This is a genomic window from Sporichthya sp., from assembly GCF_013815995.1.
Taxonomy (GTDB): Bacteria; Actinomycetota; Actinomycetes; order Sporichthyales; family Sporichthyaceae; genus Sporichthya.
Window position 1 is genome coordinate 1 of sequence record NZ_JACDFE010000148.1, and the last position, 11458, is coordinate 11458.

Here is an 11458-nt window from a genome sequence, read left to right on the forward strand (position 1 = left end):
CGTCTACACCAACCTCGCCTGCCTGTGCCGCTACCACCACCGCATCAAACAGATGCCCGGCTGGCACTGCGAACAGGACGACCACGGCGCATTGACCTGGACCACCCCCACCGGGCAGCGATTCATCACCCGGCCCCACCCGAGGACGGCGAGGAACCACCCGACATCGCCCCGGCACCCGACCCCGGCGCGGACATCCCGCCCTTCTGATGGACCCCACGCGCCTGGCGCGACCATGGATGCACGCCTGTTCGGTGCGCCAAGCTCGGAACCCCGGGGCAGGAGGTCGACCATGAAGGTCGCAGCCTGACGCTCTGGCGCCTTGACGTTGTGACAGGGTGCCGGGGGTGACGGTTAGTCAGGGCTTTCGGCGCAGGCCCTTCAGCTTGGTCTGCAGGTTGACCATGGCCTTCATGCCCTTGTCCGGTCGGCTGCCGACAGGGGGCATCAGGCCGATCGCGCGGCCGAGTTCCATGCTGTCGAAGTAGGCGTCGTTGCGGACGATCAGGCCGTCCCGCAGGGTGAACTGGTCCAGACCGGTGAGGACGCCGCGGGCACCGGTCGGGCGGAACCCGTCGAAGCGGCCCGGACCGGTGAAGGCCGCCGTGGCGCGCCAGTGCACGACGACCCGATCGTCCTGCGCCGTGGTCTCGACGATCTCCAGCGAGAACTCCCCCATCGCCTCGAACAACGGGCCGAAGAAGCCGTAGAGGCCCTCCGGCACCGGCAGGTCACGGGCGCCCGGAACTGCCTCGATGCCACCGGCCGGAACCCAGCACTTCACCGCCCGGTCGATGTCGCGGTCGTTGAGCGCCGCGAAGCACTCGCGGACGATGGCGGTGTTCTGATCGAGGTCGAGGGAAGTCATGAGTCCAGTTTGGCGATCATGAGCGTTCCGGACATACTGTCCAGACAGGTTGGAGGAATCGTGACGCAGCGGATCCGACGCTCGTGCCTGGGCACGCGGCACGGTGGCACCCGCCCAGCAGAACGCCTGACAACGCGCCTGACCGAGCGCCTGACGCGTGGACTGACGGGGCGTCAGGGCTTCGGTCGGCCCATCGACCACATCTGCGCAGCCTGCTCCGCCCGCAGGGCGGTCTGCCACGGCACCTGGCGTGAGGCCGCCTGCCCGCGGAAGGTGGCGGTGGCCATCCGGACCAGTTCCGGGTCGGTGCAGCGCTTCGCGAGCTCGAGGCCGCGGGCGTCGACCTCGTCGTCCGGCAACGCCTCCCAGGCCAGCCCGAGGTCGACCAGCTTCTGGCCGACGACCTCCTCGCCGAGCAGCGTCATCGCCACCGAGGTCTGGGGGCCGGTGATCCGGTCCAGCAGCATGAAGTGGCCGCCGCCGGGGTGCAGGCCGATCTTGAGGAAGCCCGAGAGCAGCCTGGTCTCGTGCGAGACGATCCGCACGTCGGCGGCCAGGGCGAGGTTCACGCCGGCCCCGACGGCCGCGCCGCGCATGCACGCGATCACCGGGACGTCGACGGTGCCGGCGGCGACGAAGCACTGGTACACCTTGCCGAGCGCTGCCATCACCGCGGGGTCGGTTGGGTTCTCCCGGGCCGCCGCGAGCAACGGGCGGGCGGCACCGGAGCAGAACGCACCGTTGGCGCCACCCAGGATCAGGGCGGCCACGTCCGGGTTGGCCTGAACCGAGGCGACCGCGTCCAGGAACGCTTCCGCGGTCTCCCCGGTGAGCGCGTTGCGGGTGCCCGCATCGTCCAGGGTGATGATCGCGACGGTGCCGTCGAGCTGCAGAGAGACACTCATGGACCGGCACGGTATCGGCCGACGGATCAGCGCCGGACAGCCAGGCCCTCCAGCGCGGCGACCGCGCCGGCCGCTCCGCTGCAGTCCGCGATGGTTCCGGCCATCCGCTTGGCCGCGACTCCGAACGACGCGTCGTTCAGCACCGCGAGGGTGGCCTCGGCGATCGTCGCCGTGTCGGCGTCGGGCATCAGCATCCGGCCCGCGCCGAGGACCTGCACCATCTCGGCGTTGAAGAACTGGTCGCGCCCCATCGGCACGCAGACCATCGGCACGCCGTCGGCGAGAGCAGCCATGACGGTCCCCAGCCCGGCGTGGGTGAGCACCGCGGAGCAGGACGGCAAGAGCTCGCCGTGCGGGACGTAGGACACAACCTGGGTGTTCGCCGCCGCCCGCACCGTCGCCGGGTCGAGCGAGGGCCCGGTGGTGACGACGGCGCGCACCGGAAGCGTTCCGACCGCGTCCACGATCCTTTGCAGCAGCGGGGCCTGACCCTGCTCGCTGGTGCTGAGGCTGATCAGCACGAGCGGCGCCGAGCCGTCGCCGACGTCGAGATGGGTCGGATTCTGCACGAGCGGCGGGCCGTCGAGCACCGGACCGATCCGCAAGACGTTCGCGGCATCCTCGGCGCCGGGCTCGAACTCCCCGGGCACCGCCGCGAGGACCACCTCGCAGCTGTCGTGCAGCTCCGGGTACGAGGTCACGGGCGCAAGGCCGAGGCCCACGCGGTGGACGTTGAGCCGACCCAGGCCGGGCGCGAACATCTCGACCAGCGGGCCGCCCCGGAACACCGTGTACGGCGTGTGGAAGAGCGCGGCGGTCGGCAGACCCGCGGCCTGGGCGACGTTGATGGCGGAGAACAGCATGCAGTCCACCAGCACGACGTCGGCGGCCTCGCGCTCGAGCTCTCCGGCGACCGCAACCGCGATCGGGGTGCTGAGACACAGCGTGTCGAGCAGCAGCTCGATCTCGGCCTCGGTGTCGTCGGGATTTTCCATCTCATCCCAACCCTGCGGCTGTGGGAGAACGACGAAGCGTGCCCCGGCGTCGCCGCAGCGCTCGCGGATCGTGTCGTGCCCGAGCAGGCGGACGTCGTGGCCCGCCGCAACGAGAGCTCGCGTGATGCCCAGCGTGGGCAGCAGGTTGCCAGCTCCGTCCCACGTGACGACCAGGTAGCGCGTCATCGGAATCTCCATCGCGTCGCTTGACAAGCTGTAAAGTAGGATAAGCTTTACAGCGTGTCAAGCACTGGCCGACCGGAGACCCGGGTCGCGATTCTGGACGCGGCGCGGACCCTGTTCGAGGAACAGGGTTACTTCGGGGCCGGTCTGGAAGCCGTGGCCAAAAGGGCCGGGGTATCCCGTCAGGCCATCTACCTGCATTTCTCCTCGAAGGCCGACCTCCTCACCGCCCTGCATGCGCGCATCTACGAAACCGACGTCGTGCCCGCGGTCGAACGGCACCCGATCTGGACCGCGCCGACCGCCCTCGACGCCCTGGACGCGACCATCGCCGTGGATGCCGAGGTCGCCGGGAAGGTGTGGCGCATCCACGAGGCGCTCGTGATGGCACGCCGTCATCACGCCGAGGTGGCCGCGACGCTGCGGCCTCGCGAGGACGAGCGCTACCAGGACTACGTCCGCCTGGCCCGGTGGCTGAAGCGCGAAGGCGCCCTGCCCGCGCAGATGCGGGTGGCCACCGTCGCGGACATCCTGTGGGGTCTGCTCTCGCTCGGGACGTTTCAGAACCTGGTGATCGAACGCAGTTGGTCGACCGAGCGGTTCACCGCCTGGGTGCGCACCACCGTTCGGGCCCAGCTGACGACGTGATCCCGGTCAGTCCGACCAGCGGTCGTGAAAGCGCAGCGTGTCCAGCGGCTGGCGGCTCACCGGCTTGAACGCCGCCGGGTCGGTGTGCGCGACCGGGATCAGCCCGACCTGCAGAAAATTCTCCGGGATCCCGAGCAGCTCCGCGGCCTCCGCCTCGTGCTTGAGGTGCAGCGTGGTGAACACCGAGCCGAGGTTGCGGGCCCGCGCGGCGAGCATGAAGCTCCACACCGCCGGCAGGATCGAGCCGTAGAGCGAGGCGTTACCGAAGGCATCGTCGCTGCGTCGGCCACGGATGCACGGGATGACGTGGACCGGCACCTGGTGCAGCACGTCGACCAGGTAGGCGGCGCTGTCGTAAACCTTCACGTTCTGGGTGTCGGTGCTGCCCTTGAGCTCCTCGGCCCGCTGCTTCAGGTAGCCCTCGGCGGAGCGGGCGTAGATGTCGGCCAACCCGGCCCGGATCCTGGGGTCGGTGACGACGATCCACCGCCAGCCCTGGGAGTTGCCACCGGTGGGCGCCTGCAGCGAGAGCTCGAGGCACTCGTCGATCACGGCCAGGTCGACCGGGCGCTCCAGGTCGAGCCGCTTGCGGATACTGCGCGTGGTACTCAGCAGCTGGTCGACGACCTTCAGGTCCAGCTCGTTCATCGCCCCAGCATCCCCCATCGAGGGTTGTCGTCCGTTGATCGGGCGGCCTGTCGGCGGCTGCCACCCGCCCGAAGCTGTTCCGAGCTCAAGCGGAACAATCGCCGACATGACTGAAGGTGCGTTCGACCTCGCGCTTCTCCTGGTCCGGGTCACGCTCGGCGCCGTGATGATCATGCACGGCAAGAATCACCTGTGGGGGAAGGGCGGTGTCGAGGGCACGGCGCGCTGGTTCGCCTCACTCGGCTTTCGCCCGGCCAAGGTGCACGCGCTGATGAGCGGTTACGGCGAGCTCGCCGCCGGAGCCGGGCTGATCGCCGGATTCCTGACCCCTCTCTCCTGCGCCGCCGTCATCGCGACCATGTGTGTCGCCGGGTGGGCCGCGCACCGACCGAACGGGTTCTTCATCTTCCGCGACGGTTACGAGTACGTGCTGGTGATGGGAGTGGCCGCGCTGGCTGTCGCCATCCTGGGCCCGGGCGGAATCTCGTTGGATGACGCCGTCGGGATCGTGGACTACGACGACCCGACCAGTGCCGGTCTCGTCGGCCGCACCGGCGGCCTGATCGCCCTCGTCGGTGGCGTCGGCGGTGCCGCGACCCTGCTCGCCACCAGCTGGCGGCCGGTGAAGAAGCCCGAAGACGCCAGCTGATTGTCCGTCAGAACATCAGAGCGGGAACCTCACTCCGGTCAACTCTTCCGAGACCGACCACAGGTGCCGCTGGAGGTCTTCGTCCCGGGACTGCGCACTCGAGCCGACGACCTTGGGACTGCCCATCAGTTCACCCGGCCCGGACGGGCCGTAGTACTGCCCGCCGACCGCAGTCGGGTCAGTGGCGGCGCGCAGCGAAGGCAGCGCCCCCCTCGCCGCGGACTGGGCGATCAGCGGAGCGACGATCGGGGTCACCATCCGAATCAACAACGGCGAATTGCGGGCCAGTTCGGTATTGGAGAGCCCCGGGTGGGCGGCAAGCGAGGCGGTACCGGCTTTGGCCGCGGTGAACCGCCGGTTCAGTTCATAGGTGAACATCAGGTTGGCCAGCTTCGACTGCCCGTACGCGCCGGCCCGGTCGTACGAGCGCTCCCACTGCAGGTCGTCGAAGTGGATCTTGGCCCGGATCCGGTGGCCGACACTGCTCACCGTCACCACGCGTGAGCCCGGGACGGCCAGCAGCCGGTCGAGCAGGAGTCCGGTCAGGGCGAAGTGTCCGAGATGGTTCGTGCCGAACTGGAGCTCGAACCCGTCCACGGTCTTCTGACGGGGCGTGTACATCACGCCGGCGTTATTGATCAGCAGATCGATCCGCGGATGCCGAGCAGACAGCTCGGAGGCGGCGGTTCGGACGGACGCCAGCGAGGACAGGTCGAGTTCCTGCACCGCGACCACGGCGCCCCGAGCGCCCGCGGTGATCCGGTCGGCCGCCTGTTTGCCCTTCTCCACGTTCCGCACCGCGAGCACGACCTCGGCGCCCCGCTGGGCAAGCCCCCGTGCGGTGGCGAAGCCCAGCCCAGTGTTGCCGCCGGTCACGACGGCCACCCTCCCGCGCTGGTCCGGGACGTCGGTCTCGGACCATTTGTGCTCGCCCATCAGGCTCCCGTTTTTACTCAATCGCCGATCTCGATGAAGACCTCACCCGCGTCGACACGCACTGGATAGGTGGGAACAGGAGCTGTCGCGGGCAGACCGTCCGGGATGCCGGTGCGGACGTCGAAGCAGGATCCGTGCGCTGGGCACATCACTTCGCAGCCTTCCAGATCGCCGTCGGACAGCTCGATGTCCTCGTGGCTGCACTCGTCGCCGATGGCGTAGACGTCGCCACCTTCCACCCGCACCAGGCACACCGGGACGCCCGCGACCTCGACTCGACGCAACGATCCCGGCAGCAGATCATCGAGGGCGGCGACGTGGTGGTGCATCACCCCTCCTCGGAATGGTCGCGGCTCCGGCTGTGGCAGCCGCGCGAGTTCAGGCTTAGCCTTCCCTCATGATTGTCGTGGTCGATGGCGAGTCCGGCCAAGTCGTGCTGGACGACGCCGAGAATCTGCGCGGCCTGAGCGTGGAGCTTCGCGGCTGCGGCACCACCGAGGCCTCTGCCCTACTCGGCAACTTGGGCCGGTTGGACGGCGACCATGTCTGGCTCGACATCGACGGACTGCGCGCATTGAGCCCTCTGGCCGGTGACCCCGAGTGGGTGACCGGGTTCGACGGCGTCATGAAGTACGCGGAGACCAAGGGCTGGATCGATGACAGCGGGTCGCGCGTGCGCGCCCACGTCGGCGCCCGCTAGCTTCCCGGACATGAGCGAGGTCGGTCGCATCACGCAGATCTGGCGCTTCCCGGTGAAGTCGATGGCCGGCGAACGCCTCGAAGGTCAAGCGGAGGCTGATGAAGGCCGGGACCGCCGCGATGCCCAAGGGCACAGTCAGGTAGGCCTCAAACGAGGGTGCGCGGGTCGATGGTCATCAGTGCCCAGGAACCGGCGAAGCGCCGCAAGGGTCTCCGCCGGCGCCTCCTCGGGCAGGAAGTGCGCGCTCGGCAGCGCCTCCCCGGTGACGTTTTCCGCGCGCTTGCCCCACTCGCCGAGCACGTCGTAGGCCTTGCCCACGAAGCCGTGCTCGCCCCACAGCACCAGCAGCGGGCAGCTGATCTTCGTGTCCAGGTCGGCCTCGTCGTGCTCGAGGTCGATGCCTGCGCCGGCCCGGTAGTCCTCACAGGTGGCGTGGACGGTGGCCGGGTCGGAGAACGCGGCGATGTACTCCTCCAGCGCGGGCTCACTGAAGGCGGCGAAGTCGGTGCTCCAGGTGCGCAGGCACCAGCGGAGATAGAACTCGGGGTCGGCCCCGACCAGGCGCTCGGGCAGGTCGAACGGCTGGCTGAGCATGAACCAGTGGTAGTAGACCCGCGCCATCGTCTCGTCGGCGGAGCGGAAGACCTGCAGCGTTGGAATGATGTCCAGGACGGCCAGTCGCTCGATGCGCGCCGGGTGGTCCAGTGCCATCCGGTGCGCGACCCGAGCTCCGCGGTCGTGGCCCGCCACGGTGAAGGTCTCGAAGCCGAGCGTGCCCATCACTTCGATCAGGTCCTGGGCCGTCACGCGCTTGGAGTACAGCGTCCCGCCCGGCTGCCCGGACGGCTTGCCGCTCGCGCCGTAGCCGCGCAGGTCCGCCACCACGACGGTGTAGTCCTCCGCAAGTTGCGGGGCGATCTTGTGCCACATGGCCCCGGTCTGCGGGTAGCCGTGCAGGAGCAGCAGGCCCGGCCCGGCCCCGGCGACCCGGACGCTGATCGGCACGTTCGTGGTCGCGATGGTGGACGCGGTGAACGAGGGGAGAATCTGGGTCACAAGGCAACTCTTTCGCACGCGAGAGGATTCCGGCCATGGGAACCCAGCGCACCGCCCTGATCACCGGCGGCGCCTCCGGCATCGGGCTGACCACCGCGGCGCGGTTGCGGGACGAGGGCTTCGACGTCGTGATCGCCGACCTCGACCCGAACGCGCCGGAGGTGGCGGCCGAGCTCGGCGTCACGGCCCAGGCCCTCGACGTCACGTCGGTGGAGGCCTGGGAGCGCCTCGGCGCTGCCCTGGACGCGGCTGAGGTCGAGCTCGGCGCACTCGTGCTCAACGCCGGGATCGCCGGCGGCGGCACGGACCTTGCGGGGCTCGACCTTGAGCGCTACCACCGGCTGATGCGGGTCAACGTCGACGGCGTCATCTACGGGCTGCGCACCATGCTCCCGCGGCTGGCCCGCCCCGGCGTCGTCACCGTCACCGCCTCGCTGGCCGGCCTGATGGGGGTACCGGCCGACCCGGTGTACGCGATGACCAAGCACGCGGTGATCGGCCTGGTCCGCAGCAGCGCAGCCGAGTTGGCCGCCCAGGGCGTGCGCATCCACGCGATCTGCCCCGGGTTTGTAGAGACCCCGCTGCTCGGCGCGGCCAAGGCGCAATTGGACGCGGCGGCCTTCCCGCTGCTGACCACCGACGAGATCGCCGCCGCGATCGCCGACCTGATCACGGGCCGGTCCACCGCGCAGGTGACCGTGCTGCAGCCCGGCCGCAAGCCGGTGGACTACGCCTTCGCCGGCATCCCCGGACCGCGGATGCTCGACGGGGCGAAGGCGCCCGACCTCCCGACAGAGCTGAACCTCGGCTAGAGCCCATGTCCTGGACGACGCCCGGCAGGACGGCACCGCCCTCTACCGCTCCTAGCGGCTGGTCCTGCATGCTGGCACCCCGACCGCCTCGGAGGAGCTCGCTTGAGCAGTACGTCCACCGCCCCCCAGCTTGACGCCGTTGTGATCGGCGCCGGATTCTCCGGGCTGTATCTGCTGCACAAGCTGCGCAACGAGATGGGTCTGTCGGTCCGGGTGTTCGAGGCCGGCAGCGACATCGGCGGCACCTGGTTCTGGAACCGTTACCCGGGCGCGCGCTGCGACAGCGAGAGCTACGTCTACTGCTACTCCTTCGACGAGAAGATGTGGCAGGAGTGGGAGTGGAGCGAGCGCTACCCCCAGCAGGCCGAGGTGCTCACCTATTTTGACCACGTCGCCGAGCGGTTCGACCTGAGGCGGGACATCACCTTCAACTCCCGCGTTCTCGCAGCCACCCTCGACGAGGCCGCCAACACCTGGACCGTCCGCACCGACACAGGTGAGGAGATCACCGCCCGGTACCTCATCACCGGCGTCGGCTGCCTGTCGGCGTGGAACACTCCGCCCTTCCCGGGCCTGGAGACCTTCACCGGCCAGACCTACTTCACCGGCCTGTGGCCGCACGAGCCGGTCGACCTCACCGGCAAGCGGGTCGGCCTGATCGGCACCGGCGCCAGCGGCGTGCAGACCATGCCGCGTATCGCCGAGGTCGCCGCTGATCTGACGGTGTTTCAGCGGACGCCGAACTACATCATCCCGGCCCGGCACGGAAAGGTGCCGCCGGAGCTGACGGCCGAACGCAAGCGGGACTTCGCCGGGGTGTGGGAGCGGACCCGCAACGGCGCGTTCGGCCTGCCGTTCCAGCCGGAGCCCAAGCCTCTGTTCGAGTCCACCGACGCCGAGGTCGAGGCGGTGCTGGAGAAGTGGTGGGAGACCGGTGGTCTCGGCTTCCTGCTGGGCTCCTATCTGGAGCCGATCTTCAGTGTCGAGGCCAACCAGCGGATCTCGGCCTTCCTGGACCGCAAGATCCGCGAGAAGGTGAACGACCCTGCGGTCGCCGACCTGCTCACCCCGAAGAAGCTCACCTACGCTGTCAAGCGGCCGCCGTTGGATTCTGGCTTCTACGAGGCCTTCAACGAACCGCATGTGCATCTGGTCGACGTCGGCTCCAACCCGATCGCCGCGGTCACCCCGGACGGCCTGCGGCTGACCGACGGCACGGAGTACGCCGTCGACGTGCTGGTCTTTGCCACCGGCTTCGACGCCACCACCGGCACGCTGAACCGGATCGACATCCGGGGCCGGGAGGGGCAGCTGCTGCGCGAGAAGTGGGCCGGGGGCCCGCGCACCTACCTGGGCCTGATGAGCGCCGGCTACCCGAACCTCTTCATGATCACCGGTCCGCAGAGCCCGGGCGTGCTGTCCAACATGCCGGTCTCGATCGAACAGCACGTCGAGTTCGTCAGCGCAATCATCGGGACCGCCGCGGAACGGGGCGCCGAGATCGTCGAGGCGGCGCCAGAGGCCGAGGATGCCTGGGTGGTGCACAACGAGGAGGCGGCCAACGCCACTCTGTTCCCGCTGGCCGACACCACGTACACCGGCGCCAACATCGCCGGGAAGGTGCGGGCGTTCCTGCCCAACATCGACACCGTGCCGGGCTACCGCGCCAGGTGCGAGGAGGTCGCCGCCAACGGGTACGAAGGTTTCGTCTTCACGCCCGCGTCGGCGACAGCGCCTGCCTGACTGCTGGAAAGTTCGCCGAGCAGCTAGTAGTCGTCCGGATTGGCGAGCGGCTTGCCGCTCTTCTCGCAGTACAGCGAGGGGCCTGGCAGCGTCGTGTACTTGCGGTCCCTGATCACCACTGCGCCGTAACAGAGCTGCCGCGCCTGCGGTTGGCCGCGCGTCATGGTGATCGGGTAGGTCATGCCTTTCAGGTTGTTGTTCTTGATCGAGTAGACGCCGTCCTCCACGTCCCTGGGTGTGGGGTCATCCGGCAGGTTTGCTGCCGCAGCTGCGAAGTACTCGCCGATGATCCACCCGTTGACGTGGCTGCCGCTGACCTCGGCGCCGGGAGCGAATTTGGCGAACGCGTCGTAGCACTCCTTGATGCCCGGAACCCTGGTGTCGGTGAACGGCGCCATCTTGGTCCCGATCACCATCCCGTCGACGTTCGGATCCAGGGGCAGAGTCGGTAGGGCCAACAGGTCGGCGGTGGACAGCCTCGGCCGGAAACCCTGGCGCGCGCAATCGCCGGCGAACCGCCGGATCGCCGAGGTATCCATGCCGAAGATGAGCACCTCGGCTCCGGCCTGCTTGGCCGCAAGGCACTGTGCCGTGTAGTCGGGCTGGGTCATAGACGGCCGGCCACGCGCGACCGACTGGAATCCGGCCTTCCTCAGCACATCAGCTTTGCCCCAGCTCGCGTCGAAGTTGTCGCACAGGGCGAAGTCACTGCAGGCGAATCCGGCGAGCTTCGTCGACCCGGTCGAGTTCATCGCGTGACCGAGCGCCAGCAGCATCGAGTCAGCGTTCGTGCGCCCCGTCGGCGTCGAGGTGAGCACGTACGGATTTGTGTACGCGACCTCCGTGCCGCCCTCACTGCCGAAGCTGAAGATCTTGACCGAGTCCAGGTACTTGTTGTTGCCGGCCGGGGCGAAGCCGAGCGTGTTGTACAGGAACGCGATGACGCCCTTCAGCTCGACGAACTGCTTGAGCAAGAAGTTGTAGCGCCCGGGATCACCGCCATCGTCGCCGACGAGCACCTCGACCGGGTGCCCGTTGAGGCCGCCATGACTGTTGACCCACTGCGCCCATACCCGTAGGCCTGTCGTTGTGTCCTTGACGACCGCGCCGACCGGACCGGAGAACGTTCCGACCGATCCCACCCGCACGAGCTTCTTGGTGGCGGCGCCGAGCTGTCGGGTCGCGGCCGTTCCGGCCACCGGTTCGGCCTGAGCAGCGCCGGCACTCTGGGTGCTCGATGGACCGCCAGCCGGCTTCGTCGCCGCACCGGTCTGACCGACGGCGGCGGCGGGAGCGCCGGCGACCGCTGCGCCAC

Annotated in this window: 13 protein-coding genes; 5 read left to right on the forward strand and 8 right to left on the reverse strand. The window is 69.0% G+C overall.

Going from position 1 to position 11458, the window contains the following annotated elements; genetic code table 11:
- Window positions 1-358: 358 nt before the first annotated feature.
- From H0X00_RS15950 to H0X00_RS15960, 3 genes are all read right to left on the reverse strand, one after another.
- A complete protein-coding gene (locus tag H0X00_RS15950; protein WP_293772753.1) occupies window positions 359-868 on the reverse strand; it encodes a nuclear transport factor 2 family protein in 510 nt (169 codons plus the stop codon).
- A 173-nt stretch (window positions 869-1041) separates the two neighbouring features.
- Window positions 1042-1773 (reverse strand): enoyl-CoA hydratase-related protein, encoded by a 732-nt coding sequence (locus H0X00_RS15955; RefSeq protein ID WP_293772755.1) that lies wholly within the window; start codon window positions 1771-1773, stop codon window positions 1042-1044.
- Window positions 1774-1799: 26 nt separating this feature from the next.
- Window positions 1800-2954: a glycosyltransferase gene (locus tag H0X00_RS15960; RefSeq protein WP_293772757.1), complete on the reverse strand. Its 1155-nt coding sequence runs from the start codon at window positions 2952-2954 to the stop codon at window positions 1800-1802.
- Window positions 2955-3008: 54 nt separating this feature from the next.
- Between H0X00_RS15960 and H0X00_RS15965 the strand changes: the two genes are divergently transcribed.
- Window positions 3009-3599 carry a TetR/AcrR family transcriptional regulator gene (locus H0X00_RS15965; RefSeq protein WP_293772759.1) on the forward strand — a complete coding sequence of 197 codons (591 nt, stop codon included), beginning with the start codon at window positions 3009-3011 and terminating at the stop codon, window positions 3597-3599.
- A gap of 6 nt (window positions 3600-3605) precedes the next feature.
- On the opposite strand, the gene H0X00_RS15970 is transcribed toward H0X00_RS15965, so the two are convergent.
- A complete protein-coding gene (locus H0X00_RS15970; protein ID WP_293772761.1) occupies window positions 3606-4247 on the reverse strand; it encodes a nitroreductase family protein in 642 nt (213 codons plus the stop codon).
- Window positions 4248-4353: 106 nt separating this feature from the next.
- Here H0X00_RS15970 and H0X00_RS15975 point away from each other — a divergent pair, with 106 nt between their 5' ends.
- On the forward strand, window positions 4354-4896 hold the full coding sequence (locus tag H0X00_RS15975; protein WP_293772763.1) for a DoxX family protein: 543 nt from the start codon (window positions 4354-4356) through the stop codon (window positions 4894-4896).
- Window positions 4897-4911: 15 nt separating this feature from the next.
- Here H0X00_RS15975 and H0X00_RS15980 read toward each other — a convergent pair whose 3' ends face one another.
- Both H0X00_RS15980 and H0X00_RS15985 read right to left on the reverse strand, forming a co-directional pair.
- Window positions 4912-5832: an SDR family NAD(P)-dependent oxidoreductase gene (locus H0X00_RS15980; RefSeq protein WP_293772764.1), complete on the reverse strand. Its 921-nt coding sequence runs from the start codon at window positions 5830-5832 to the stop codon at window positions 4912-4914.
- A 17-nt stretch (window positions 5833-5849) separates the two neighbouring features.
- Window positions 5850-6161, reverse strand: coding sequence for a non-heme iron oxygenase ferredoxin subunit (locus H0X00_RS15985; RefSeq protein ID WP_293772765.1), 312 nt, complete (start codon window positions 6159-6161; stop codon window positions 5850-5852).
- Window positions 6162-6229: 68 nt separating this feature from the next.
- On the opposite strand from H0X00_RS15985, the gene H0X00_RS15990 reads away from it, so the two are divergent.
- Complete coding sequence (locus H0X00_RS15990; RefSeq protein WP_293772767.1) at window positions 6230-6532, forward strand: hypothetical protein; 303 nt, start codon at window positions 6230-6232, stop codon at window positions 6530-6532.
- Between the two features lie 135 nt (window positions 6533-6667).
- Here the strand turns inward: H0X00_RS15990 and H0X00_RS15995 are convergent, their stop codons facing one another.
- Window positions 6668-7579, reverse strand: a complete 912-nt coding sequence (locus H0X00_RS15995; RefSeq protein WP_367186663.1) for an alpha/beta fold hydrolase — start codon at window positions 7577-7579, stop codon at window positions 6668-6670.
- Between the two features lie 44 nt (window positions 7580-7623).
- Between H0X00_RS15995 and H0X00_RS16000 the strand changes: the two genes are divergently transcribed.
- Together H0X00_RS16000 and H0X00_RS16005 are read left to right on the forward strand one after the other, a co-directional pair.
- Entirely contained in the window at window positions 7624-8400 is a 777-nt protein-coding gene (locus tag H0X00_RS16000; protein WP_293772769.1) for an SDR family oxidoreductase, read from the forward strand.
- A 102-nt stretch (window positions 8401-8502) separates the two neighbouring features.
- Window positions 8503-10143 (forward strand): NAD(P)/FAD-dependent oxidoreductase, encoded by a 1641-nt coding sequence (locus tag H0X00_RS16005; RefSeq protein WP_293772770.1) that lies wholly within the window; start codon window positions 8503-8505, stop codon window positions 10141-10143.
- Window positions 10144-10166: 23 nt separating this feature from the next.
- On the opposite strand, the gene H0X00_RS16010 is transcribed toward H0X00_RS16005, so the two are convergent.
- Window positions 10167-11458, reverse strand: a 1292-nt coding sequence (locus tag H0X00_RS16010; protein ID WP_293772771.1) for an ABC transporter substrate-binding protein, incomplete at its 5' end; no start/stop codon positions are given.